26 protein-coding genes are annotated in these 24,806 nt (G+C 45.6%); 2 read left to right on the forward strand and 24 right to left on the reverse strand.

Features of this window, described 5'->3' with window-relative positions:
• The 17 genes from H6A12_RS01065 to ruvC all read right to left on the reverse strand — a co-directional run bounded on the left by H6A12_RS01065 (window position 1) and on the right by ruvC (window position 14,938).
• Entirely contained in the window at window positions 1–522 is a 522-nt protein-coding gene (locus H6A12_RS01065) for a Gx transporter family protein (RefSeq protein ID WP_204443846.1), read from the reverse strand.
• 12 nt (window positions 523–534) lie between these two features.
• Entirely contained in the window at window positions 535–927 is a 393-nt protein-coding gene (locus tag H6A12_RS01070) for a NusG domain II-containing protein (RefSeq protein WP_204443848.1), read from the reverse strand.
• Window positions 924–1,970, reverse strand: coding sequence for an FAD:protein FMN transferase (locus H6A12_RS01075; RefSeq protein WP_204443851.1), 1,047 nt, complete (start codon window positions 1,968–1,970; stop codon window positions 924–926). The genes H6A12_RS01070 and H6A12_RS01075 overlap by 4 nt, the downstream gene beginning before the upstream one ends.
• A gap of 82 nt (window positions 1,971–2,052) precedes the next feature.
• Window positions 2,053–2,496, reverse strand: coding sequence for an FMN-binding protein (locus H6A12_RS01080; protein ID WP_204443854.1), 444 nt, complete (start codon window positions 2,494–2,496; stop codon window positions 2,053–2,055).
• Window positions 2,497–2,528: 32 nt separating this feature from the next.
• Window positions 2,529–4,781: an ATP-dependent Clp protease ATP-binding subunit gene (locus H6A12_RS01085; protein ID WP_204443856.1), complete on the reverse strand. Its 2,253-nt coding sequence runs from the start codon at window positions 4,779–4,781 to the stop codon at window positions 2,529–2,531.
• Window positions 4,778–5,332 carry a CDP-alcohol phosphatidyltransferase family protein gene (locus H6A12_RS01090; RefSeq protein ID WP_204443858.1) on the reverse strand — a complete coding sequence of 185 codons (555 nt, stop codon included), beginning with the start codon at window positions 5,330–5,332 and terminating at the stop codon, window positions 4,778–4,780. Before H6A12_RS01090 ends, H6A12_RS01085 begins: the two co-directional genes overlap by 4 nt.
• A gap of 15 nt (window positions 5,333–5,347) precedes the next feature.
• The gene (locus H6A12_RS01095) at window positions 5,348–6,058 is read right to left on the reverse strand and encodes a hypothetical protein (RefSeq protein WP_204443867.1); all 711 of its coding nucleotides are present in this window, start codon (window positions 6,056–6,058) and stop codon (window positions 5,348–5,350) included.
• Window positions 6,059–6,073: 15 nt separating this feature from the next.
• The gene (locus H6A12_RS01100; RefSeq protein ID WP_204443870.1) at window positions 6,074–7,210 is read right to left on the reverse strand and encodes a DUF5711 family protein; all 1,137 of its coding nucleotides are present in this window, start codon (window positions 7,208–7,210) and stop codon (window positions 6,074–6,076) included.
• Window positions 7,211–7,224: 14 nt separating this feature from the next.
• Window positions 7,225–7,965 (reverse strand): tRNA pseudouridine(38-40) synthase TruA, encoded by a 741-nt coding sequence (gene truA / locus H6A12_RS01105; protein ID WP_204443872.1) that lies wholly within the window; start codon window positions 7,963–7,965, stop codon window positions 7,225–7,227.
• Window positions 7,966–7,976: 11 nt separating this feature from the next.
• A complete protein-coding gene (locus H6A12_RS01110; protein ID WP_204443874.1) occupies window positions 7,977–8,789 on the reverse strand; it encodes an energy-coupling factor transporter transmembrane component T family protein in 813 nt (270 codons plus the stop codon).
• On the reverse strand, window positions 8,779–9,654 hold the full coding sequence (locus H6A12_RS01115; RefSeq protein ID WP_204443877.1) for an energy-coupling factor transporter ATPase: 876 nt from the start codon (window positions 9,652–9,654) through the stop codon (window positions 8,779–8,781). The genes H6A12_RS01110 and H6A12_RS01115 overlap by 11 nt, the downstream gene beginning before the upstream one ends.
• A gap of 3 nt (window positions 9,655–9,657) precedes the next feature.
• Complete coding sequence (locus H6A12_RS01120; RefSeq protein ID WP_204443879.1) at window positions 9,658–10,509, reverse strand: energy-coupling factor transporter ATPase; 852 nt, start codon at window positions 10,507–10,509, stop codon at window positions 9,658–9,660.
• Between the two features lie 10 nt (window positions 10,510–10,519).
• Window positions 10,520–11,389 carry a class I SAM-dependent methyltransferase gene (locus tag H6A12_RS01125; RefSeq protein ID WP_204443881.1) on the reverse strand — a complete coding sequence of 290 codons (870 nt, stop codon included), beginning with the start codon at window positions 11,387–11,389 and terminating at the stop codon, window positions 10,520–10,522.
• A 3-nt stretch (window positions 11,390–11,392) separates the two neighbouring features.
• The gene (gene glmM / locus H6A12_RS01130; protein WP_204443883.1) at window positions 11,393–12,742 is read right to left on the reverse strand and encodes a phosphoglucosamine mutase; all 1,350 of its coding nucleotides are present in this window, start codon (window positions 12,740–12,742) and stop codon (window positions 11,393–11,395) included.
• A 29-nt stretch (window positions 12,743–12,771) separates the two neighbouring features.
• Entirely contained in the window at window positions 12,772–13,812 is a 1,041-nt protein-coding gene (gene ruvB, locus H6A12_RS01135; RefSeq protein WP_204443891.1) for a Holliday junction branch migration DNA helicase RuvB, read from the reverse strand.
• A gap of 6 nt (window positions 13,813–13,818) precedes the next feature.
• Entirely contained in the window at window positions 13,819–14,424 is a 606-nt protein-coding gene (ruvA, locus tag H6A12_RS01140) for a Holliday junction branch migration protein RuvA (protein WP_204443894.1), read from the reverse strand.
• Window positions 14,387–14,938, reverse strand: a complete 552-nt coding sequence (gene ruvC / locus H6A12_RS01145) for a crossover junction endodeoxyribonuclease RuvC (RefSeq protein ID WP_204443896.1) — start codon at window positions 14,936–14,938, stop codon at window positions 14,387–14,389. The genes ruvA and ruvC overlap by 38 nt, the downstream gene beginning before the upstream one ends.
• Window positions 14,939–15,108: 170 nt before the next feature.
• On the opposite strand from ruvC, the gene H6A12_RS01150 reads away from it, so the two are divergent.
• Entirely contained in the window at window positions 15,109–15,639 is a 531-nt protein-coding gene (locus tag H6A12_RS01150) for a DUF6512 family protein (protein WP_204443898.1), read from the forward strand.
• 90 nt (window positions 15,640–15,729) lie between these two features.
• Window positions 15,730–16,287: a DUF4364 family protein gene (locus H6A12_RS01155; RefSeq protein WP_204443914.1), complete on the forward strand. Its 558-nt coding sequence runs from the start codon at window positions 15,730–15,732 to the stop codon at window positions 16,285–16,287.
• 51 nt (window positions 16,288–16,338) lie between these two features.
• Here H6A12_RS01155 and bsh read toward each other — a convergent pair whose 3' ends face one another.
• The 7 genes from bsh to H6A12_RS01190 all read right to left on the reverse strand — a co-directional run bounded on the left by bsh (window position 16,339) and on the right by H6A12_RS01190 (window position 24,665).
• Complete coding sequence (gene bsh / locus H6A12_RS01160; protein WP_204443922.1) at window positions 16,339–17,313, reverse strand: choloylglycine hydrolase; 975 nt, start codon at window positions 17,311–17,313, stop codon at window positions 16,339–16,341.
• A 108-nt stretch (window positions 17,314–17,421) separates the two neighbouring features.
• A complete protein-coding gene (locus tag H6A12_RS01165) occupies window positions 17,422–18,132 on the reverse strand; it encodes an ATP-binding protein (RefSeq protein WP_204443924.1) in 711 nt (236 codons plus the stop codon).
• Between the two features lie 98 nt (window positions 18,133–18,230).
• Window positions 18,231–19,103 carry an ABC transporter ATP-binding protein gene (locus tag H6A12_RS01170; protein ID WP_204443927.1) on the reverse strand — a complete coding sequence of 291 codons (873 nt, stop codon included), beginning with the start codon at window positions 19,101–19,103 and terminating at the stop codon, window positions 18,231–18,233.
• Window positions 19,104–19,118: 15 nt separating this feature from the next.
• On the reverse strand, window positions 19,119–21,509 hold the full coding sequence (locus H6A12_RS01175; RefSeq protein WP_204443929.1) for a FlxA-like family protein: 2,391 nt from the start codon (window positions 21,507–21,509) through the stop codon (window positions 19,119–19,121).
• A 121-nt stretch (window positions 21,510–21,630) separates the two neighbouring features.
• Window positions 21,631–22,611, reverse strand: coding sequence for a hypothetical protein (locus H6A12_RS01180; RefSeq protein ID WP_204443931.1), 981 nt, complete (start codon window positions 22,609–22,611; stop codon window positions 21,631–21,633).
• A gap of 286 nt (window positions 22,612–22,897) precedes the next feature.
• A complete protein-coding gene (locus H6A12_RS01185) occupies window positions 22,898–24,100 on the reverse strand; it encodes a hypothetical protein (protein WP_204443933.1) in 1,203 nt (400 codons plus the stop codon).
• Window positions 24,101–24,209: 109 nt separating this feature from the next.
• Window positions 24,210–24,665, reverse strand: a complete 456-nt coding sequence (locus H6A12_RS01190; protein ID WP_204443935.1) for a hypothetical protein — start codon at window positions 24,663–24,665, stop codon at window positions 24,210–24,212.
• Window positions 24,666–24,806 lie beyond the last annotated feature (141 nt).

The raw sequence follows: 24,806 nt of genomic DNA on the forward strand, positions 1-24,806 counted from the left end.
TTATGTTCTGCGGTCAAGCCGTTTCATCGCGGGCATCATCACACGAAGCAGTGTGCCGGTGAGAATCCCCATGAAAACACCTGACAGGACAAGCAGCGGCGCATAATAAAACACCGCTGTACTTGATAAAAGAAAACTTGCGGCAGCAAGCTGTGCGATATTATGCGCAACCGCTGCACAAACACTTATTATTATATACGAAATTCGAATCTTTTGCAATGCAAGCAGCAACGCCATAATCAAAACGGAAAAAATTCCGCCCGCCGCACTCAAAAAGCAGGCTGTCACACCGCGCGTGATGAAAACAAACCCGATTTTTAAGGCAAGCAATAAAAATGTGCGCGGCTTTCCGAAATAAAAAAGTGAATACATGATCACCACATTCGACAGTCCAAGTTTCACGCCCGGCGGCAGCGTCGGAATCGGCGGAATCAGATTCTCTAAGATCATCAGCACAACAGACAGCGCAAACAGCAGTGCTGTTGTGCTGATTGTCCGAACTGAAAGTTTATGTTTCATCATCTTCCCGCCTTTTCAATTTACAATCCCATCCGTTTTCGCACCTGTTCCGACAATTGTCACAGAGACACGATTCGGCATACAAACAGCTGTACGTCCGGGCTGCGAAATAAATCCAAACTGTTCGCACAAATGATCGGGACAATTGACATTGACAAATCGAATTTGATGATTTTTGATTTCAAAATGCACATTTTCGCAATTTTCGAGTGTAAAGGTATTATCCTTTGCAGTTGAAAGATCAATTGTTTTGACGCATTTTCCGTCCAGCATGATCTGTGCAGTCCCAATTGCGTCACCCTTGGGCGTGAGCAGCCATACAAGCAATGCAGATACTGCAATCAAAAGGAGCAAGACGATACCCCCGCCTTTTGAAATCATTTTTCGTTTTTGCTGTTCTGGTTTCATGCTGCTTCCTCAATTCCATCGGCTAGTGTGAACGTATTGTTTTCAATCGTAAACCGATCTGCAAGGGATGGAGAAACATAGACGCGGTTTTCTTCGTCAATCACAATAACCGAAAAATCAGGGTGATTGATATAAGAAGCAATCGCCTCTTTTCCAGCCAAAAACAGTGTGGTGGACAGCGCATCTGCCAATGCGCCATCTTTCGCCACAACGGTCACTGAAATGAGGTCGGAGTCACATGGATAGCCGGTTTTCAAATCAAGAATATGATGGTATCGCACACCGTCCTGCACAAAATACCGCTCATATGTGCCGGTTGTAGCAACGACTTCATCGTGGGAAGAAAGAATCCCCATCAGATCATTCGCAGAGTTAGAAAGCGGGTTTCGGATGCCAAGCCGATAAGGCGATCCGTCCGGCTTTGTATGATAGGTATAGATATTTCCGCCGATCGAAATAAGCGCCGAATCCACGTCATAATCCGCATAAATCGATTCGATTTCTTCGCAGAAATAACCTTTTGCAATACCGCCTAAATCAATCGCCATTCCCTCTTCTTTTAAAAAAGCGGTCTGTGCATCTTCATCTAATATCAAATTTTGATAGGAAACATGGTTCAGTGCAGATGCAATTTCATTTTCAGAAGGCACTTTTGGATGATCGGATGTAATCCCCCACAGTGTAGATAGCGGTGCAATGGTGATGTCGAATAATCCGTTCGACTTTTCACTGAAATCGCGTCCTTTTTTCAATAATTCGAATGTATAGGTATCCACCTTTACAGGCGTTTTTCCTGCATTTTCATTGATTTTGCTGATTTCTGATGATTCCACATACAGCGACAACAGTTGTTCCAGTTCAGACAAACGCTGATTCACTGCCTCTGAAGCTTTTTCTGCATCAGTGCCATAAACTTGCTGTGTCACCTGCGTATCCATCACATACAATTCAGCGTTCACAGGTTCTTGCTGCGAAGTACATCCACCACTTCCAAATGCAATCAACAGTCCGGCAGCAACACTATGCCATTTTCTTTTTGTCATGAATACCTCCCGAAAAACACAGGAAACATTTACACATGAAGTGTAAATGTTTCCTGCAAGCTGTTCATTTCAAATCCGACATTTACGGTGTAACGGAAACTTCAGACGTGTCTCCTTTTTCCATGTTCGAAATAAGCGCGTTATATAATTTTTCCATCGAATCCGAGGAAGTGGTTGCGCCTGCGACGGCATCAACTTTCTGCGTATTCACAAGGCCCTGTTCAAGCTCCGGATAGAATTTGCTCGGTGTTGTTGTTCCGCCATAGCTTTCCATCGTTTTATTATATTCTTCATCTTCTGATTTGCGTTTTCCGTCGGCATTGAACGCATCACAGTCCGCTTCAGTGATCTTTCCGTCTTTCACAGTCAGTGTGAGCGTCTCTGTCCATCCGTGTTCATCCGGAGAAGCCATTTTTGCAGTGTAGGTGCCGTCCTGCAGTGTTTTTGGCAAACATCCGCCGCAAATGACTGCAAATACAACAGAAACAGCCAACATCAGCAATAAAGCAATACTTTGTTTTTTCATTCATCATTCTCCTCAAAAATTCGCAAAAAGAATCACATGAATGTCAAACGGAGCGCGTCATCTGCAGTAACGGAAATTGCTTCCACGCGATCTGCAAAATGATCAATCAGATACTGTGCAATTGGATCTTCGATCTCATGACGAATCACCTTCCGAAGATCACGCGCATTATATTTTCCGCCGCCTGCAAGTTCTGCGATTTTTCTCTTTGCGTTGTCATCATAGCACAAGCGGATATTTTTCTCTTTGAGCGCCTGTGCCAATTCCTCTAATAGTATACCCGAAATCTCTGCAAGATTATCAAGTGTGAGCCGATTAAATACGATCACTTCATCCACACGGCCTAAAAATTCCGGCCGCAGGAACATCGACAGCGCATTCATCGCTTTTTCTTTGTCGATTTCGTTCGCCGTCCGATTGAATCCAACCAATGCGCTCTTTTCACCCGAGCCTGCATTCGAAGTCATAACAATGACTGTGTTTTCAAAATTGACTTCACGGCCCTGTGCATCGCTGATGCGTCCCTCATCAAGGATTTGCAGCAGAATATTCATGACATCCGGATGTGCTTTTTCGATTTCATCGAACAAAACAACCGAATACGGTCTTCTGCGTACTTTTTCAGTAAGCTGACCGGCTTCATCGTACCCTACATATCCGGGAGGTGCGCCGATCAAACGTGCAACCGTATGCTTCTCCATAAATTCGGACATATCAAAGCGCAATACCGGGTCAACGGAATCAAACAGTGCAGCTGACAATACTTTGACAAGCTCTGTTTTTCCGACACCGGTCGGACCGACAAAGATAAACGATGCCGGACGTTTTTTGGTCGAAAGCTGCAAGCGGCTGCGTTTGATTGCACGCACTACCTGGTTGACCGCTTCCGGCTGACCGATAATTCGGCTGTTCAGCTGTTCTTCCAAATGAATGATCTTCTGATAATCATCCTCTGCCACTTTATTTGCAGGAATACCGGTGCTCAGTTCAATGACCTTTGCAAGATCAGAAACTGTAACCGGAATATTCTGAATCGCCGCTTCGAGCGGTTTTAATTCCTCTTTCACACGGATGAGCTCTGCTTTCACCTGTGCAATTCGTTCAAAATTCGGATTCTCCGCCGCTTCGCTTAATTCTGTTTCCTCTTTGGTGAGTGTATGAAGCTGTTCATTCAGCTTTGCATAATCCGCAAGCTCCTTGCTTGCAAGGGATGCACATGCACATGCTTCATCGAGCAAATCGATCGCTTTATCCGGCAAAAACCGATCTGAAATATACCGTTCTGACCAGATGACGGAAAGCTTGATAATCTCATCGGAAACTTTTACATGATGGTGCTGTTCATAATACTGCTTGATTCCGCGCAGCACTTCAATCGAATCATCAATCGACGGTTCTTTGATAGTCACCGGCTGGAATCGGCGTTCCAGTGCAGAATCCTTTTCGATATTTTTGCGGTATTCATTGAACGTTGTTGCGCCAATCACCTGAATCTCACCGCGGGAAAGCGCCGGTTTCATAATATTCGCCGCACTCATCGATCCTTCGGAGTCACCGGTTCCAATCAGTGTATGCACTTCGTCGATAAACAAAATGATATTGCCGGCCGCTTTGATATCATCGATTAAGCCTTTCACGCGGCTTTCAAACTGACCGCGGAACTGTGTTCCGGCAACCATTGCGGTCATATCCAACAGATACAGTTCTTTTCCCTGCAGATGGAACGGTACATCACCGGAAACGATCCGCTGTGCAATGCCTTCTGCAATCGCCGTTTTACCGACACCCGGTTCGCCGATCAAGCAAGGATTGTTCTTTGTTCTGCGGCTTAAAATCTGAATGACACGATAGATCTCCTGATCACGTCCGATGATTCTGTCAAGCTGACCGTTTCGTGCTTTTTCACACAGATTGGTGCAATAGGATTCCAAAAACTTATATTTCTTTTTATCTTTTCCTTTGGAATCTTCATTTTTTTCTGTTCGGGATTCGGGTTCGCTTTGCGCAAGCGGATTCGCACCCCCGAACAAATTCTGCAAAAAGTCGGGCATGGTTCCGGCTCCGCCCGGTTCAAACGAATCACCATCAGCCAATTCCATCAGCTGTTGGCTCATCGCTTCCATTTCTTCGTCGGTAATGCCCATCTGTTTCATAATCTGCTCAGCCTGAGGCAAACCTGCTTCTTTTGCACACACCCAGCAAAGGCCTTCACTGATTGGTTTTCCGTTTTCCATCCGCTGTACAAATACAACAGCCGGACGTTTTTTGCATTTACTACAAATCATTTTGATTCTCCCTCACTTGCAGGTGTTTTCAAATAGTCCATCAGATATTTTGCAAGCGCAAAAATCACAAGGAACATGGAAACTGCAATAATCGTCCAAATTCCAACCGGATGCTTTCCGATGGCCGGAAATACCAAAAGCAGCGCCATTGCGAAATACATTTCGAATGTAGAAATCTTTCCATACCATTTTGCATACGGAACACGTTTCTTTTTCCCTTTGAGCATCACCAATCCGCCGATCATCATTGCAAGTTCTTTGATGACATATACGACAAACAGGATCATAAGCTCCGGAAACCGAAACATTAAACAGCCAATGACAGCGGCTTGTGTCAGCTTGTCTGCAACCGGATCAAGCATTTTTCCAAGATCAGAAATCATATTGAACCGACGTGCAATAAAACCATCCAGAATATCTGTGATACCCGACAATATTAAAATCAAAATCGGCCACAGCGCAATTTGATCATCCGGAACGTTTATGTATTGCCAGACAAACACCGGAATCAAAACAATTCGAAAACAAGAAAGTATATTTGGTATGGTCATAAAAAACACCCTCTTTTAAATATGGAACAAACCGAAAAAGAATCGATAGACGAAACTTTGGTCAATTATTTCCTGATTAAACCACGAAACGCCGCCTGCTGAAAGTGCAATAAACAGCGATCCTGCAATTCCAAGCAGGAAAAGCACCAAAACAGCAAATACCACACCTACGCCGGCGCCCAATACTGCATTGAGGGTTCCGACAACAGGAATTTTCCGCACTGCGCCAAACACAGAAGCGAGTGCTCTTATTATTATAGCGCAAAGAACGAAAATTAACAAGCAAAAAAGCATTTGCAAAAGTGTACACACAATCGGTTCGAGCACATTATCGGTAATAACACTGCTTAAATTGTCGATTGTCACATTTGTTTGACTGCTGATCTGCTCGATCAGTGCTTCTTGAGAGCCAACCTGCGCCAATACCGGATTTAAGAAAAACGCAGGAATTGCAGCGATGACAGCCGGCAAAACGGACGATACTGTCGCCGATGCACCGGATGAAACAATCGCTTCATTGATACTTTGCAGTACAGACGGACGAACAAACGTTACAAAAACAAAATCAGCCGCATAACCGCTCAGCCAAAATGCCAAAACAAACGAAACAAGTGTGCCGGCTGCCAGTGTTACTGTTTTTAAAAAACCTTTCCGATATGATGAAATCACAATCAGGAAAAAGATCGCAACCATAAGGAGATCTAAGACAATTGAACCAATCTGCATAACATCCTCCGTTTTTTAGCTGATATAATACTTTTGAATGACTTCACCGCTCAATAGAATGACTGCTGTCTGATTGCATGCAATCTTCTGAACTGAATGCGGCAGATCAATTTGTTTTGTCTGTTTCAGTGTTCGATCAAATACATAAAACCCTTCACTGCCGAGAAAAACAAGCTGATCATTCGATACATCAAGATCAGTCGGAACCTCTTCTACTTGTGCAGATGCAGTAACTGTTCCGTTTTTACCAATGGAAGTGATCTGCGAAATGCCATTTTGCTGGATTTCCGTCACAACCGTCACTACATTCGGCAAATCGCATGACATCTGAACCAATTCACCCTCATACGTATACCGCGCTTCCTGTTTTCCATCCTGCAGCACTGCGACACTGTCTTTTCCGACGACTGCAATCGTTTGTGCATCCAGATATGAAATGGAAAGCGGCAGCATATCATAAACGGTTTGAATGGAAGCCTGTGCTTCCGTCTGTGTATCCAAACGATAGATTTCTGCACAGAACAGACCTTCTGACGTATCAATCGCGCATGCGGAAAGGTAACGGCTGTCTGCAGAAAACGCAAGCGATGAAAACGTATCCGCCGCTGCGCCAAACCAATATTTGAGGGCAAGCTTTTTGTCATATACCTGCACATACGATGCATATTGATCGTGTGTGGTAGCAATGGCAATACTGCCGTCTTTTGCGATCTGTCCGCATAAAATCGAAAAATCAGTTTTCTGCTCTGAGATATTTCCGGAACCGTCCATTGTGAAAAATGCTGTACCGCCGCGGTCATACAGCAAAAGCATGTCGTTTTGCTTGCAGAGTACAGGATTTGTATAACCGTGGAACTGCTCTTTGCGCACTGTTCCATCCATATGATAAAGCGTCAGCGACGATTTTGACAAGACAACAAAACCATTCTGCATCGTGCAAATATCTGTAGGCTGTTCGCCTGTCAACGTGAGCGGAAACTGTTCATCTCCGCCGTCAAACAGCCGGGAGATTGTCCCAGCCGGCAGAATCATCACTACACCTGCAAGAATACACGCTGCAGCAAGCACACACGCAGCATAAATCCATCGCTTGCGCCGATGCTGCTGCTTTTTTTGTTTTCGATATGCTTCCAGATTCTGAATCTCAGCCAAACAATCACCTTCTTTCAGTAATCAACACGATTGAGATATAAGCCATACGGCGGCGCAGTCCGCCCTGCTTTGGAACGATCGAGCAGATGCAGGATCTCCTCCATTCTGCCATGTGCGATTCGTCCTTCCTCCATCTCGAGCAAGGTTCCCACAATAATACGTACCATATTATATAAAAATCCGTCTGCATGGATTTTCATTGTGACCATATCCCCTTCTCGGATAAACCGAAGCTCCGAAATTGTACGAATGGTTGACATTCCTTCTTTATGGTTCGGATTGCAAAACGATGTGAAATCATGTGTGCCAATGAGCGGCTTCGCGTTTTCTTCCATCCGTGCACAATCAAGCGGAAATTTGCAGTGCAGTGCCAAGTCGGACAAAAACGGATCTTTCACCGGATTATTATAGATTCGATAGAGATATTCTTTTCCCTTGCAGCAGTAACGCGCATGAAAATCAAGCGGCACTTCCTTGCAGGAGAGGACAACAATATCCTTTGGAAGAATACGGTTTAACACCTCGGGAAATTTATGTGTCGGAAACGGAACGTCTGTTTTCATACTGAAAAAGCAGCTGTTTGCATGAACGCCTGCATCCGTACGGGAACAACCGATGATTGGCTCCCGCCGTCCGAATACCTGTTCGATTTTATCCTGCACCACTTCTGTGATTGATAATGCATTCGTCTGAAACTGAAATCCATGATAGTTTGTTCCGCGATATGCGATCTGAACCAATAGATTTTTTGTCATAGCTCCTCCTGTCAAATAAACTTTGGCAAAAAGATATCCAAAAGAATCGCGGCAGCAAACAAAACGCCTGTCACAGATGCAGCAGCCGCATCCAACCGCGAAAAATAAAGCTGTTTCATGCGCGTACGTCCTTCACCGCCGCGATAACAGCGGCATTCCATCGCAAGCGCCAAATCTTCTGCACGGCGAAATGCAGAAACAAACAGCGGAATGAGAATCGGAATCAGCGCTTTTGCACGTTTTACAATGCTGCCGGTTTCCAAATCAGCACCGCGTGCTTTCTGCGCAGACATGATTTTGTCGGTTTCCTCAAGCAATGTCGGAATAAACCGAAGCGCAATCGTCATCATCATTGCCATCTCATGCACCGGAAAGCGAATCACCTTAAGCGGCTTTAACAACCGTTCAATCGCATCGGTGAGCGCAATCGGCGAGGTGGTATAGGTCAGCAGCAGCGATCCGATAATCAAACACACGATACGAATTGCCATCAGAACCGCAACTGAAATGCCTTCCGCTGTGATTTTGAAAATCCACCAGTGAACAAGCGGTTCGCCGTCTACGAAAAAGAGATTCAAAATCGAAGTAAAGGCAATCAGCGGCAAAATCGGTTTGACGCCGCGCCAAATTGCGTTCGCAGGAATTTTTGCAATGATATATGCGCCAATCAAAAACACAGCGATCAATAAAAATGAAACCGGGTTTCTGACAATAAACAGCACGATAATGAATGCAAGCACCAATAAAATTTTTGCACGCGGGTCAATCCGGTGCACAATTGATTTTCCGGGGAAAAACTGCCCGATGGTAATATCAGATAACATCGTTCGTTCCCCCTTTTTGTAAAAACTTCTGCAAAAGAATTTCCTTTGCACGTGCAATCGTATAAACTTCTTCGCCGGCTTCAAATCCCTCTTTGGACAAAAGCGAGAACAGCCGTGTCACCTGCGGCACGGACAAACCGATCTGCTCAATCTCATCCGCACGCGAAAACGTTTCGGCCACCGTACCATATGAAAACACACTTCCCTGATTCATCACCAGTACTTTGGAACAGTATCTTGCGACATCCTCCATACTGTGCGATACAAGCAGCACCGTATTTTTTTCAGCACGATGATAGTCCGAAATCAAATTCAGGATGGTATCCCGACCTTTTGGATCAAGTCCGGCGGTCGGCTCGTCCAAAATCAGCACTTTCGGACGCATTGCAATGACGCCTGCAATCGCCACACGCCGTTTTTGACCGCCCGAAAGCTCAAACGGACTTTTTTTGCGGAACTTATCAGAGAGTCCGACACATTCCATTGCATGTGAAACGGCTTCATTGATCTGTTCCTCGGTAAACCCTAAGTTTTTCGGGCCAAACGCGATATCCTTTTCGACGGTTTCCTCAAACAGCTGATATTCCGGATACTGGAACACAAGGCCCACTTTAAAACGCGTTTTCTGAAGAATCTGCGTATTTTCAAAAATATCAGTGTCATCAATATAAATATGACCGGAAGTGGGCTTTAACAGACCGTTCAAATGCTGAATGAGTGTCGATTTTCCGGAACCGGTATGTCCAATGACACCAACCAGCTCGCCTTCTTCAATCTCTAAATTAACGTCATGAATGGCGGCTTTTTCAAACGGCGTTCCTTTCCCGTATAAATGTGTTAAATGCTCTGTTTTAATGATTGCCACCGTTTACGCCTCCATCATTCGTTTGAATTCTGCTGCGAATTCTTCCACTGTCAATACATCCGGCGCAAACGGAACGCCTGCTTTGTTGAGTTCATAAGCAAGCTCCGTCACCTGCGGCACATCCAAGCCGATTTCTTTCATACGCTCCACCTGCAAAAAAACAGCCTTCGGCACATCGTCCATCAGCACTTTTCCGCCGTCTACTACAACAACACGATCAGCCGAAGCAGCTTCATCCATAAAGTGCGTAATCAAAATGACAGTTGTGTCATGTTCTTTGTTGAGCCGCTGGATCGTTTTTAATACTTCACGGCGGCCGTGCGGGTCAAGCATTGCGGTAGGCTCGTCCAATACAATGCAGTCCGGGTTCATCGCAATGATCCCGGCAATGGCAACACGCTGTTTCTGACCGCCCGAAAGCTGGTGCGGTGCGTGTTCCCGATAAGCAAACATGCCAACGTCTTTTAAAGCCGCATCGACACGCGTGCGGATTTCTTTTGGTTCAACACCTAAATTTTCAAGTGCAAATGCCACATCTTCTTCAACGATCGTTGCAACAATCTGATTATCCGGATTCTGAAACACCATGCCCACATGCTGGCGAATTTCAAAAATCATATTATCATCGCGTGTGTCGATCGCGTCGACATAGACAACGCCTTCAGTCGGCTGTAAAATAGCATTGATGTGCTTCGCAAGCGTCGATTTTCCCGAACCGTTATGGCCGAGAACCGCCACAAATTCCCCTTTTTTCACCGAAAGGTTCACATCATGGAGAACCGGAATCGGCTCTGATTCTTCCTCCATTTGATGATAGGAAAAAGAAACGTGTTTAAACTCTATTAAATCGCTCATATTCTATCCTTTACTTTTCTGCTTTCCAAATTGCCGTCGAACCGCACGGCAAAACAAGCCCGCTCTGTGTGACCGGCAAACCGATTTCCTCTGCTGACACGCTTCCGCCGAATTTCTTCTGGATTGTTACACCCAATAAGTACTGCATAACAGACGGCGGCAGTCCGGTTGTATAGGAATTGAGCAAGAAAAGCGCCGGATCATCCGAAAGCACGCCGGAACACAGATCGACCATCTGATAAATCTGATCTTCAAGCTTCCAGACCTCGCCGCCGGGACCCCGTCCATAAGACGGCGGGTCCATGATGACGATATCGTAGCGTTTGCCGCGTTTAATTTCGCGCGCAACAAACTTTTCACAGTCATCGACAATCCAACGGATCGGACGGTCGGAAAGATTCGAAAGTGCCGCATTTTCCCGCGCCCAAGCGACCATACCTTTCGATGCGTCAACATGACACACTTCTGCGCCGGCTGCGGCACATGCAAGCGTTGCACCGCCCGTATATGCAAACAAGTTGAGCACTTTAAGCGGACGACCGGTATTTTTGATTGTATCCATCAAAAGCGCCCAGTTGACTGCCTGCTCCGGGAAAAGTCCTGTGTGCTTAAATCCGGTCGGGCGAATACGGAAGTTGAGCGAACGATACGACACCGTCCAGCTTTCGGGAAGTGTTTTGAAAAACTCCCACTGTCCGCCGCCTTTGTTCGACCGATGATAGCGCGCATCGGCACGCTTCCAAAGCGGATGTTCTTTTTTTGTATTCCAGATGATCTGCGGATCGGGCCGAACCAGTACATGGCTCCCCCAGCGTTCAAGCTTCTCCCCGCCGCTTGTATCAATCATTTCATAATCTGTAAAGTCGTTTACAAAACGCATGAATTAAAAACTCTCCTCAATAACGCTGCAAATCGCGTCACAATACTCCTTGATCTTTTCTTCGTCTGTTCCTTCGAGCATCACACGAATGAGCGGCTCTGTTCCAGATGCACGGACAAGCACCCGTCCGGTTTCTCCGAGGGCATTTTCCGCCTCTTTAATAGATTCCTGCACTGCCGGATGGTCTTTATACTCCTTGCGTGCCTGTGCGCTTGCGTGAACCGAACGCATCACCTGCGGCGATTTTGTCATTGCCGCGGCAATCTCAGAAAATGCAAGACCGGTTTCTTTTGCAATCTGCAAAAACTGAATCGCAGTGAGCTGTCCGTCGCCGGTGTTTGCATAGTCGGACAAAATAATGTGACCGGAGTCCTCGCCGCCAAGATTATAACCGTTTTTGAGCATCTCCTCAAGCACATAACGGTCGCCAACCGCTGTGGTGGCAAGCGAAATGCCCTCTTTTTTTGCAAACGCCCGCATGCCGAAGTTTGACATGACGGTAAGCACTGCCGTATCTTTTTTGAGCGTGCCGTTTGCTTTCATATACTTTGCAAATGCCGCAATAATCTGATCACCGTCGATTTGTTTGCCGTTTTCGTCCACTGCCAGACAGCGATCTGCATCGCCGTCAAACGCAAAGCCGCCCATGATATCGTCGTGCGTTTTGACATAGTCACAAAGCGCGCCCATATGAGTGGAACCACAGTCTTTGTTGATATTCTCGCCGTTTGGCTCAGCGCTCAGCACCACCACATCGGCACCGAGTGATTCAAACAGCGTTTTTGCCGTTGCACTCGCACTTCCGTTTGCACAGTCGAGCGCGATCCGCATGCCGTCAAACCGAGATGAAACGGTGGAGCACAGATGCTCAATATAATCGTTTCTGGCGTCTGCACAGGAGGAAATTCGTCCGAGCTCAACGCCCGATTTTAACGTGATGTCCTGCGGTGTATCGAGAATGAGCGCTTCGATCTCTGCCTCCAGTTCATCGGGCAGTTTATAGCCGGAGGAGCTGAACAGTTTAATGCCGTTGAACTCCACAGGATTGTGCGATGCCGAAATCATCACGCCGGCATCGGCTTTGTATTTTTCCACAAGATAAGAGGTTGCAGGCGTCGGAATCACACCAAGGCACACGGCATCCGCGCCGACGGAACAAAGTCCTGCTGCGAGTGCCGCCTCCAGCATTTCCGAAGAAATACGCGTATCTTTTGCGATCAGAATGCGCGGTTTATGATGGGTATGCTTTGTCAATACAACTGCTGCCGCTCTTCCGATCTGCATCGCCAGTTCGCAGGTGAGCTCTGTGTTCGCAACACCGCGTGCGCCGTCTGTTCCAAACAATCTTCCCATAGTAAATCGCTCCTTTTACTCTATTCAAATTAAAAAGATAACTGCTGCCCTTCCTCTAAAATCCCCAAATGTGCATACGCAAGCGGCGTTGCACAGCGGCCTCTCGGCGTACGCGCCAAAAAGCCGAGCTGCATCAGATACGGTTCATACACGTCCTCAAGTGTCACCGCCTCTTCGCCGAGTGCTGCTGCCAATGTTTCAAGACCAACCGGCCCGCCTTTATAATTTTGAATAATCATCCGAAGCATTCTCCGGTCAACCAAGTCAAGGCCGAGTTCATCAATCTCAAGCTTTGACAAAGCAACCGAAACAATTTCTTTTGTAATCGCGCCGTCGCCCAGCACCTGTGCAAAATCCCGCACCCGTTTTAATAACCGGTTGGCAATACGCGGCGTTCCGCGCGACCGTTTTGCAAGTTCAAACGCTCCATCATATTCACACGGAATCTCAAGAATGCTTGCACTGCGCGTGATAATCTCCGCAAGTTCCTTCGGAGAATAAAGCTCCAGCCGAAACAGCACGCCAAATCGGTCACGCAGCGGCGAAGTGAGCTGTCCTGCACGCGTCGTTGCACCGATCAGCGTAAAATGCGGCAGATCAATTCGAATCGAACGGGCAGACGGTCCTTTTCCGATGACAATGTCGATCGCAAAATCCTCCATTGCCGGATAAAGCACCTCTTCAACCGAACGCGAAAGCCGGTGAATCTCGTCGATAAACAGCACATCATTTGCGTTGAGTCCCGTGAGAATCGCCGCCAAGTCGCCGGGCTTTTCGATCGCCGGTCCGGAAGTTACACGGAGATTGACGTTCATTTCATTCGCGATAATCGCCGACAATGTCGTTTTACCAAGTCCGGGCGGGCCGTACAACAACACATGGTCAAGCGAATCGCCGCGCGCTTTTGCCGCTTCAATATAAATCGAAAGGTTTTCTTTCACCTTTTCCTGCCCGATATATTCGCTGAGCGTTTTCGGCCGGAGTGAATATTCGGTGTCAATATCATTCGATGTGAATTCCGGTGCGCTTAACCGCTCCTCGAATCCGCAATCCTCTTCTTCATAAAACATACTGTGTTACACCTTTCCTGCCAGTGCTTTTAAGCCGCGTTTGATGAGCTCCTCAACCGAAAGGCTGCCATCCAGCGAAGAAACAGCATTGGTTGCCTCGGCACGCGCATAGCCAAGCACTTCGAGCGCGCTGATGGCTTCTGCTGCATTCGCCTGCACACCCGCCGCAGGTACGGGAAGCTCCGCACCGGTAATACCGCTTGCCGCCTGCTCTTTTGATACTTTATCCCGAAGTTCCAAAACAATACGTTCCGCCGTTTTCGGACCGATGCCCGGCGCACGAATTGCCTTTGCATCACCGGATGCCACCGCAAGCGCAAACCGCTCCGGCGAAAGATTCGAAAGAACAGAAACAGCGCCTTTCGGACCAACACCCGAAACGCCAATCAGCAGCTTAAACATCGTGCGTTCCGCTTCATCGTAAAACCCGTATAAATCAATCGCATCTTCTTTTACGGCAAGATGTGTAAAAAGCTTTACCTGCTCGCCGATTGCGGGCAGTTTGGAAATCGTCATCATAGAGGTTTTGATCGAATATCCGATTCCGCCGCATTCAATCACTACATGATTTTGTTCAACGAATGCCAGTGTTCCGCTTACGCTGTAGATCAACGGTAATTCCTCCTTTTGCCCGCATTGCCTGTTCCAACAATCTTGATGATGCACTGTGTGCATGACAAACCGCAACCGCCAATGCATCTGCGGTATCATCCGGCTTTGGCACCGACGAAAGACGCAAAAGCCGCTTTGTCATCTCCATCACCTGGATTTTTTGTGCTTTTCCGTAGCCGACGACCGCCTGTTTCACCTGCATCGGCGTATATTCATAGTTCGGCACGCCGCACTGTGCGCAGGCAAGCAAAATGACACCGCGTGCCTGTGCAACGTCGATACCGGTTGTTTTATTATTGTAAAAAAACAGCTTTTCAATCGCGACTGCATCGGGACGATGACGAATTAGAAGTTCTTTTGTTTCTTCATAAATTTTCAAAAGACGTCTTTCAAACGGTTCGTCAGGCGTCGTGGTGATTGCACCGTACGCAAGCGTTGTAAACCGCGCCTGAAAATACTCAACCACACCATATCCGACAATCGCATAGCCAGGATCAATTCCTAAAATTCTCATTCTTTTCTCCATACTCTGTATATCCGTATAATTATATCATAGAACAAAATTTCATGCAAGAAAAACGACTGTTTGCGCAAAAATATTTATCAATTATCTTTTTATAATATCCGCGCAGAATAACAATTCATAAAGCGGCATATACTACAAACACAGAAAAGAGGGATTGTGTGATAAAAAAATACATTTGGCATTTTCTTCTCCTTTGTGCCGGCACAATTTTAGCCGGTACACTGCTCCACTTTGTCTACGAATGGAGCGGAAATATGGCTTGGGTCGGAACCTTCAGCGCAGTGAATGAAAGTACATTTGAACACTTAAAGCTGCTGATCACACCGCTTTTGCTCTTTGGAATCATCGGTTTTATTCGACACCGCAGTCATTTTCAAAACATTTTCCCCGCCTTGCTTTTCGCTATTCTTACAGGCACGCTTACCATCACCGCTTTTTTCTACACGTATACCGGCATTATCGGAACAAACTTTATGGTGCTTGATATTTTCTCATTTATCTTAGGCACATTTGTTTCTTATTTTGTGATATTCCGTACGATTGCAAGCGATCGATTCACCTCGACAGCATGGAACGTGTTCTCAGTCATCGCAATTTTGGTGATTGCTGCTTCTATGGTGTTTTTCACGTTTTATCCGCCGCAGATCGCCTTATTCAAAGACCCGCTCACCAAAACATTCGGCATCTGACCCTCTTTAAAACGATTGATCTGCAAAAAACAAGCCTTTTCTTTCTAAAATATTTATGGTATATTTAAAAAGTAGAAAGGAGGCTTATTTATGATTGATCGAGAAGCTGTTGTCCCGGGCATCGGCAGAGGCGGTATGACCGATAAATATCAAATCAAAATTCTCATCTGCTATTTGATGTCTGTTGTGGAATCCCCTTTTACAAAAGAACAGCTGCATGAAATTTTTGCAGACGGACAGATTGTCAATTACTTCAGCTTTTGTGAAGCAATCGAAGAGCTCTCCGAAAGTCATCACATCGAAAAACAGTCAGATGAAGAATCGGGCGTTTACACCTTAAATCCGCTTGGTGCAGAAACGGCACGGCGGCTGTCGCGTTCACTTCCAAAATCTATCCGCGACAACGTTGTGCAGACAGCGATGCAGCTGCTTGCACGAAAAAAATACGAGCGTGAAAACGAAGTTCGCATCACACCTGTCACCAATGGATTTTCCGTTACATGCACGATTCATGACACGTCGTTTGACTTGATGGAACTGACGCTTTATGCGCCCGACCGTATTCAAGCCGAACTGATTAAACGAAACTTCTTAAAAGATCCCGTAACGCTGTATCAAAACACCATCGAGCTTTTGACAAACAGCTGATCATCCAAAAAATAATCAGGGCAGGAACAAGTTTGTTCCTGCCCTGATTTATTATGCTTCCCAATAGATTTGCTGTTCTCCCCGAAGTTTATAGGTGCAAAGATTCGTTTCATTCACATGCGAAACCATTGAAACGGCTGTGATCTGATTGTTTTCATACGTTTTATAATAATAGATCCCTTTTGACACATTCACACAGCAGGAATATGTCGTCAGATCGAACTCTTTGCGTTTCGTCCGGACACAGCCGCGCACCATTGCCACTGCATCCAGTATATGAAACACCTGTGACACACATGCGCTTTCCGTTTGATCGCATACACTGTTGCATTTGCAAAACAAAGCCTTTACAAACCGAGATGCCGGAGACGCATCACCCGGAATGCCGATCGCGCCCATCCCCTCACCGAACGGCGAAAGTGCAAGATGCTCATCAAACTGATTTTCAGGAAACGCAGCGGACAGATGCAGATACTGCCGAATGTTTTCTCTGTGAAACGGAAACGGCGGATTGTTTGTCAGCACGCCATACGGATTATCGTATACAGAAAGCCTGCCGTTTGACGGTTCCAGGACAATGCAAGACGTTTCATCCGCCACAATCCAATGCAAAGGCGCAAGCGGCAATTCTTCACAAAACGGCACGGCAATCACCGAAATGTCAGACAGCATTCGTTTGACCTCGTCCACATTTGCGCAGCACCCAAGCAGATACGGAATAAGCTCATACGGTGCAAGCGGTTTTCCTTTGATTTCTTCATCTGTTTGATAGGATGCATTCTCCGAAAAGAATAGCCCAGCCATGCACAGCCCTGTTTCACTTATAGCCTCTGCATAAAGCGGCGTGCCGTTTGTGACGTTCGCCATTCCAATCATCGCATAATGCTGGTTTATCGTTGGAAGCCGTTTTGTCTGAATCGGAAAGCGGCGCGGTGTAATCACCACCTGCTCCCCAAATGAATGTGCAATGTCCATATTTCGTCCGAAATAAAAATCTCCGTTTGAAAACGTCAGTGCAGTGCACATCGGATGCATCTCTCCTTTTGTATTTATCAGATAAAAACAGTATGCCCGTTTTTTAAAACAAATACAAAACCACAAGAGGATACATTGTTATTCTTTCATAGAAGCAATTTACGACTCAAGGATTTTTCCATCCACCGAAATCGTCACAACCTGCCACGGAATAAATTTTCCGCTGTTCTGAAGCGCTTTTTTCACCGCATTCTCAAGTCCGCCGCAGCACGGCACTTCCATACGAACGATTGTCACGCTCTGAATTTGGTTTCTTTTGATAATCTCCGTCAGTTTTTCGCTGTAATCAACACTGTCGAGTTTCGGACATCCGATCAGCGTGATTTTCCCTTTCATAAAATCATTGTGGAGATTCGCATATGCAAACGCAGTACAATCCGCTGCAATCAAAAGCTTTGCACCCTCAAAATACGGCGCGTTTACCGGTACAAGCTTAATTTGACAGGGCCACTGTCCAAGCTGAGAAGAAACTGCCGGATGAACGGTTTCAGACACAGAATATGCCAAAGGACTCAGCTTCTTTGCCTGATGTCCGGGACAGCCTGCATGTATGCTGCAAGCATTCGAAGCTTGTTTCTTTTTGTTTTCCATCACCGCCTGCTCATCATAAGCCGCTGCTTCACGTTCAACAAATGTGATGGCACCTGTCGGACAAGCCGGCAGACAATCACCCAATCCGTCACAGTAATCATCACGCAAAAGCTTTGCTTTTCCGTCAACCATACCGATGGCGCCTTCATGGCATGCCGCAGCACATGCACCGCATCCATTGCATTTTTCTTCGTCTATTGAAATAATTTTTCGAATCATTGAAATCGCTCCTTTTTTTCATGCCTAATTGACCTTACATCGACATGATACAATATATTACGCAAAAAATCTGTTGGTATTCCAACAAATATAAATTTTTATTGGTCTGCGAAATAATAAAGATACACGTCTTCGAGCGTCGGCTTAACCGGTGTGATCTGCGCATATTCGGGTATTGTATCACTCACGATGCGCACACAGATCTGATCATTTTCATTTGCAATATTGCTGATTCGATATTGTTTTTGTGCAGCCGAAAGCTCGTCAAGTGAAATCAACGCTGAAAACACCTTGCCGGTCATGCTGTCGATAATATGTGCCGGCGTATCAAGCAGGAGCAGTTTTCCCTTTTTAATGAGCATAATTTCCTTGGCAATAAACTCAATATCCGACACCACATGCGTCGCGAGAATGACAATCTTGTTCTGTGCAATCTCACTGATAAAGTTCCGGATACGGATGCGTTCTTTCGGATCAAGTCCGGCGGTCGGCTCGTCAAGAATCAAAATGTCCGGATCGTTTAACAGTGCTTGTGCAATCAGAATCCGCTGCTTCATACCGCCCGAAAATGTACCAAGCTTTTTGTGTGCGGATTCTTTCAAATTCACAAGTGTGAGAAGCTGTTCAATCCGCGGCTTTGCTTCTTTTCTCGGGATGCCTTTGACCGCCGCCATATACCACAAAAACCGAACCGCCGAAAAATCATCGTAAAGACCCTGCTGCTGCGGCATATAGCCAACCCGTGCACGAAACATTTTTCCGAGTGCACGGGTATTTTTCCCGTCAAACAACACTTCTCCGCTGTCCGGCGTGAGATTGTCCGTAATAATATTCATCAACGTCGATTTGCCTGCACCGTTTGGGCCTAAAAAGCCGTATACACCCGGTGTCAGTATGGCATGAAAATCATCAAGCGCCTTTACACCGCCTTTTTTATACGTCTTGCTGATATGCGAAATCGTGAGTTCCATCACGCCACCTCCTTCTTATTCGTTGCAGAATCTGCGTTTAGCCGCCAGACCAAACGCGCCGCACAGCAACGCAAATACAATCGCTTCTATAATCGCCGTGAAAAAGCCGTCCGGCAATGCAGAGATTTCGTTTAAGCAAAACAGCCCGTTTGCTGTGAATGACAACAGCGAGAACAGTCCAAGCATTTCAAACAGCATCGGCAGCAAAAAGACCGCCGACGAAATGAGAATCAAAAATGCCCGGCGAATCCGAAACACAGAGAGCGACAACGTGAATGCACAGACAATCAATCCGCCAAACAACCGCAACCCATACAAGCAGAACAGATAAGTACCGATACTCATGGAAACCGGAATTTCTGAAAATTGCTCTATACTTTGAATCGGAACGTTTAGATCTCCAATCGGGAAAAAGCGCATCATATCAATCAGTTCTCTGCTGTAAAGCACAGCCCACAAAACAATCGCAAACAGGAATAACACACCATATTTTGTGAAAAACAGCCGTCGTTTTCCGTGTTTTGCCGCCGTCACAATACGCACCATCCCCGTTTGATATTCATAGGACACAAGATAGCTTGCGGCAAAAATCAGCAGGAAAATATAGAGAATCGACGTCACCTGACCGCTTTCCGGACGATCAAAAAATTCTTTTGTATACCGCACGTTTACAAACGCACCGGTGATTCCGCGCGTTTCTTTGAGTGTTTGCAGATATGCAGACTGCTGTTCGATCACGCGGAGTGGTTCTTCCTTTTCCTGCTGCCGATTGCGCAGCAGTGTTGCCTGAATTTCTGCATCTTGGCTTGAAATTTCGCCCAGTGCGGCTTTTTCATATAACGCGCTGATTTCCTCACCGATCGCATCCAGTGAAGCACGTTCTGCTTCGATATACTGAATTTTTTGATCATTTAACGCACCCGCCAGTGTATTTGCGTATTCCACATACACCTGCTCCTGCGTATATAGGAAAAGCTCCGTCTGACGCAAGCCGTATATCGTCAGCAATATGACCGCAAGCAGCAAAACAGCCGCTTTTCCGCCGATCAACAGCTTAAACAGCTCATGAGAAAACAGCCGGCTGCTTTTGCGAACCCGTGCAAGCAAACGCGCAATCCGGTCGGATGCTTTTTGCAAAAATGCAGCGCCGCGCAGTTTTATTCCTTTCACAAAGACTAAAAAAATTCCTGCCACCGACAAAACAGCCAGACACGCAGAAAATCCATACGAGAACAGTACGCGGTCTACCGGCAATGTAAATAAGTTGATGTTTTGATACTGTGCATACAGCGCATATGTATCGGTCAGTTCGAAAAAGTTCATATATTTGAAGAGATTCAAATAGGAATACGGCGGAATGAGCAGGTATGTAACAAAGTTTATGCATATAACAATGCCAATCAATACATACGCTTGCCCGCTCGAGGAAGAAAGGCTGAAAACTGCCGCAAACAGAAGTGTGATCAGCAGCATCGCCGCCGCTTTGCTGAGCAAAAATACGATGATATACTGTCCGACCGTCATCGGAATCGTACAGCGTGAAAACGCCTGCATCGACTGCACATAGCGGGAAAGATCACCGAATCCGCCGTATATATACGCGGCACTTGCAAAGATAGTGCCGTAACAAATAAGGCTTACGATGAAAACAATCAGCACAGCTGACAGCAGTTTTGCTCCCGCAAGGCGCGCGCGCCCGTTTTTTGCTGTACGCAGCAGTGTAAACAGTCCGCTTTCTTTCTCTTGCAAAAAGAGCAGAAAACACAGAAAGAACGAAAACAAAAGCAGTAATCCGTCTGTGATGCGGAAAGTAGACGCCGCAGTAAGTCCCGTTGAATCACCGAACGATAACGGAAGCGAACGGAGCGGCGCAAAATCTTCCGGCGTTTTCATGATATTGTTATACGAAAACGTACCCTTTTGCCCAAAGATGCTGATTTGCTGCATCTTTTCCGCCTGCGCCTTGATGTTATCGATGGACTCATCAAAGCCTTCGATGTAATTCGCCTCTTGAATCAATCGCCGGTATACGAACTCATCCTGCTGCAAAGCCTTGACCTGCTCGGGATGCTTTACATAATCATCATATTCTTTTGGAAACTGTTTTTGGAGCTCGTCGAGCTGCTGCTGGCGCTGTGCTTCATCCGGGATTCCGGAAACACCCAAAATCTGCGAATAGGCATCGAGCTTTGTTTCAACCTCCCGCAGACGATCAATCGTTTCTTCAGTGGAAAGGCCCTCATATTCCGCAAGGATTTCCCGGTAACGCGGCAGAATTTCATCTATCAAAAAGGAATCCTGCCGGCTTATGAAAAACAGCACACCGTTTCCCACTAAAACGATTGCCAAAAACAGATAAAACATTTTTTTGGTCGCAAGCTTATAAAGTTCATAGCCAAACTGCATGCAAAACACCTCCTCAGATCAGCAAATTGGCACCCCGACATTGAGCGTCAGGATGCCAATCAAGCAGCGTACATGCAACACCCGATTCTCTGCCGGTGTTTGTTTTCATGACGATTTCCTGTTATTCTAAAGAAGAAACGTCCGGATTCAATAGTTTGTCATTGCAAGTGAATACATTTATGCGTGCAAAGCCGTTTTCTTTGTCAATCAGATCGAGCATCACATTTCCGGTTTCATAGTAATCAACTGACTCTACAAATGCAAACCGTTCATCTCCGGGTGCAAATACAATAACATTGTTTCTTAGCAAAGAAACCGGAGATGAAAACTGGATAGTTCCCTGTTCATCCAAAACAGAGAATTGATACGTCGGTGCTTCTACATAATTTTCACCAAAAACGTCTGCAAACGAAATGCGCCACTCAAAAAACTGTTTGCTGTCCGTATCAAGATACACAACATCAGAACTATCCTTTGTATTCAAAGAAATAAACGGTGAGAGCTCCTTTGTATTTCGGTCAAGCAATTCATATTCACCGGTAGGTGGTTCTTCAATGGGGTGATCATTTGATCGAACCAGCAGTTGATCTTTATAAATTCCACCTAAAGAATATTTTTCTTTCAACAGATACACCTGATTCTCTGTGATCGAGTAATCGAGAATATCCCCTTCTGCTTGAATATAAACATGATTCCCATATGGAATAAACTTACCGATACTACCGTCTACACTGTAAACCATTTCGACTTTTGTCTGCGGATCATCAAGCGGGAATCGATATAACGCTTGTCCCCCTTTGCTGATCTCAATATAATACGCATAACCGCGATGGATCCGAAGCGGTTGTGCTGAGCCGCCGTATGTGATAGAGACCGGCCGAATATCCTCACGCTTTGTGCCGTCCAGCGAGATTTTTGTGAGTTTATCTCCTGTACCCAAATCGAGCACATCATTTTCTGTCGAACCGCTTGTCAGTGCATACACGGCGTCCTCATATACCTGCACATTACAAAATGTTGCGCCGCCCAGATAGCCATCGCACTTCCAAATCTCTTGTGAATTGGTTTCATACTGATGTTTGCATTCAGGACGATTACACACAACCGCTACCTCTTTTGATGTACTATCTAAAAAAACAAAAAATTTCCTTCAACATAGTAGTATCCGTTTTCGGCAGGCGTGATTGCGACTTCATTTGTTGAAATAAATGAATAGGGATAATCCGTTTTATTGTTGTAGCTGTCAGGGAGGGAGTCATAGTTCGGTTTACACCCAGAAAACGTGAACATCAAAGAGAAACAAAGAAATAAACTAAAAATCCGTCGTGCTCGTTTCATTGCAGTCACCTCCACCTGAAAAATCATCACTGCAAAAACACCCCGCGTCGTCACCACTCACACGCATAGGTAAGAACCGGTGTAATAGAAAACGCATTGTTCTTATCAAGCAAATAAATGAAACAAGCCTGTTCTGTTGCACGTTTCAAGTCCCATATCAGACCGTATTCCCCAAATCCAGGGACAAAAGCAAATCCATTCGACAAAAACGACGTGTCAATCGTCTGAAGTGCATTCTGATCTTGATCCCGCACCGTGAGGGTTGAGGGGTAATAATCATTCAGTGCTTCCGGTGTGCCGTATTTCTCCTGTGCTTGCTGTTGTGCCTGCTCATATGCCTGTGTTCCATACAGTGGAATTGTGCGCTCATAAAAATATTGTTCATCCAGATCGGAACCGATTCCAAAATCCTTTTGCGGCGCAGACAACGACAAAAACGGCGTGCATTCATATGTTTTCCGATTCAGCAGCTGATAAGAAACTTTTGAATAGTCCACGATGTTGTATGCATTTGATCGAATCAAAAGCTGATCCTTCCAAAAGCCATCCACCACAATATCCTCACCGATCAAAACCGTTTCGCCGGTGACTAAGCTGCAGTCATACAGTTCTCCACAAAATACGTCATCCTCTGGCGGAAGCAGCAAGCCCACATATACATGGCTTCCATAAGCGAAAACGTCGATCGAATATCCTATTTTTGAGAAAAACAGTTCGGGTTCCGTGTCGGATTTATCGAGCGGTACACGATACAATTCAACTTTCGAATCCGCTTTATACACATCATAGTAAACATACCCGCGATGAATCAATAAATTTTCGGTCGAACTGCTGCCCACTCGGATGGGGCAAATCTGTTCACGATTCACGCCGTCCTTTGAAATCTTCGTAAGCACTCTTCTTTCAAACGATGAAAGAGGATTCATTGGATCCATCTCTTCCATATCAATCGTTATTGTATACAACGCATCTTCATAAAGCTGTACAAACGGGAGAACATCGGACCCTAAATAGCCGTTGCATTGTGCTAATAATTCAGGATCTGTTTCCTGATCATGTCTGCAATCCGGCCGGTCACAGACAATCACTGCCTTCTTTGTCTGTGTATCCAGGAAATATAAAAAATCTCCGCCCACAAAATAGATTCCCTGTTCTGTTTGGGCAACTGAAAACATATTGCTCGTTGTGGAACAGCTTAAATATGGATAATCCGTTTCCTTGTTATAGCTGTCAGGAAGGGCGGTATAATCCATTGATTGGCATCCTGACAAAACTGTCAGGATGCCAATCAAGCAGAGAAAACATAATCCTCGTTTTGCTGCTTGAACCATGGAAGTTTCACTCCTTCTCTGCTATAGCTACTTACAAATTTATACGTGTGGTTTGCGTAGAGGAAGTGCCGCTATAATACATATAATGTTCGCCGTCTGCATGCAATGCACTATAGTTTGGATAACTTTTATTATAGATTGCAGATGCAGATACACTTGTTACATTGTTATTACTATATGTTCCATATGCGTTACCATAACCAGTTTCAGGCGGCATTGATCCTGGTTTCGTATATGAATAATATAGTGTTACGGACGCACGCAACACAGATGCCTTTATCCCATAGGAGGATGTTGCACTTGCCTGTGTTTTAGATGTATTGGCTGATACTCTTCCTGTAAATGAATAGCTGCCAATCCTCAGAGAAAAACTCGATGGATCACCCGGCTCTGCCGAAGCCGCACTTGGAAACATTGCTACTGTACAGAAAACAAGGGTGAATGTGAGAACTGTGCAAATCAATTTTTTGACCATTTTTCGTTTCATTGTGAATACCTCCTTTTTTGTAAAAAAATAAATGTTTCAGCGGAGTTTTGAATGATAAGGACGTCCTTTATATAACACATACATGATTACCGCCATCTATCAAATGCATGTGCTAAATACATTTTTCTTTATGTTTTCATT

The organism is Merdimmobilis hominis, from assembly GCF_016901855.1.
Taxonomy (GTDB): Bacteria; Bacillota; Clostridia; order Oscillospirales; family Ruminococcaceae; genus Paludihabitans.

Bases quoted from the DNA above. Each gene is read 5' to 3' on its own strand.
- ruvB (WP_204443891.1), bottom strand. From the start codon at position 13,812: ATGTTTTATGAAGAAGAGGATTGCGGATTCGAGGAGCGGTTAAGCGCA.
- H6A12_RS01075 (WP_204443851.1), bottom strand. From the start codon at position 1,970: ATGACAAAAAGAAAATGGCATAGTGTTGCTGCCGGACTGTTGATTGCA.
- H6A12_RS01170 (WP_204443927.1), bottom strand. From the start codon at position 19,103: ATGGAACTCACGATTTCGCATATCAGCAAGACGTATAAAAAAGGCGGT.
- H6A12_RS01065 (WP_204443846.1), bottom strand. From the start codon at position 522: ATGATGAAACATAAACTTTCAGTTCGGACAATCAGCACAACAGCACTG.
- truA (WP_204443872.1), bottom strand. From the start codon at position 7,965: ATGACAAAAAATCTATTGGTTCAGATCGCATATCGCGGAACAAACTAT.
- H6A12_RS01095 (WP_204443867.1), bottom strand. From the start codon at position 6,058: ATGCAGATTGGTTCAATTGTCTTAGATCTCCTTATGGTTGCGATCTTT.
- bsh (WP_204443922.1), bottom strand. From the start codon at position 17,313: ATGTGCACTGCACTGACGTTTTCAAACGGAGATTTTTATTTCGGACGA.
- H6A12_RS01085 (WP_204443856.1), bottom strand. From the start codon at position 4,781: ATGATTTGTAGTAAATGCAAAAAACGTCCGGCTGTTGTATTTGTACAG.
- H6A12_RS01090 (WP_204443858.1), bottom strand. From the start codon at position 5,332: ATGACCATACCAAATATACTTTCTTGTTTTCGAATTGTTTTGATTCCG.
- H6A12_RS01190 (WP_204443935.1), bottom strand. From the start codon at position 24,665: ATGAAACGAAAAATGGTCAAAAAATTGATTTGCACAGTTCTCACATTC.
- H6A12_RS01165 (WP_204443924.1), bottom strand. From the start codon at position 18,132: ATGATTCGAAAAATTATTTCAATAGACGAAGAAAAATGCAATGGATGC.
- H6A12_RS01070 (WP_204443848.1), bottom strand. From the start codon at position 927: ATGAAACCAGAACAGCAAAAACGAAAAATGATTTCAAAAGGCGGGGGT.
- H6A12_RS01080 (WP_204443854.1), bottom strand. From the start codon at position 2,496: ATGAAAAAACAAAGTATTGCTTTATTGCTGATGTTGGCTGTTTCTGTT.
- H6A12_RS01125 (WP_204443881.1), bottom strand. From the start codon at position 11,389: ATGCGTTTTGTAAACGACTTTACAGATTATGAAATGATTGATACAAGC.
- ruvC (WP_204443896.1), bottom strand. From the start codon at position 14,938: ATGAGAATTTTAGGAATTGATCCTGGCTATGCGATTGTCGGATATGGT.
- H6A12_RS01185 (WP_204443933.1), bottom strand. From the start codon at position 24,100: ATGGATTATACCGCCCTTCCTGACAGCTATAACAAGGAAACGGATTAT.
- H6A12_RS01120 (WP_204443879.1), bottom strand. From the start codon at position 10,509: ATGAGCGATTTAATAGAGTTTAAACACGTTTCTTTTTCCTATCATCAA.
- H6A12_RS01155 (WP_204443914.1), top strand. From the start codon at position 15,730: ATGATTGATCGAGAAGCTGTTGTCCCGGGCATCGGCAGAGGCGGTATG.
- glmM (WP_204443883.1), bottom strand. From the start codon at position 12,742: ATGGGAAGATTGTTTGGAACAGACGGCGCACGCGGTGTTGCGAACACA.
- H6A12_RS01110 (WP_204443874.1), bottom strand. From the start codon at position 8,789: ATGTTATCTGATATTACCATCGGGCAGTTTTTCCCCGGAAAATCAATT.
- H6A12_RS01175 (WP_204443929.1), bottom strand. From the start codon at position 21,509: ATGCAGTTTGGCTATGAACTTTATAAGCTTGCGACCAAAAAAATGTTT.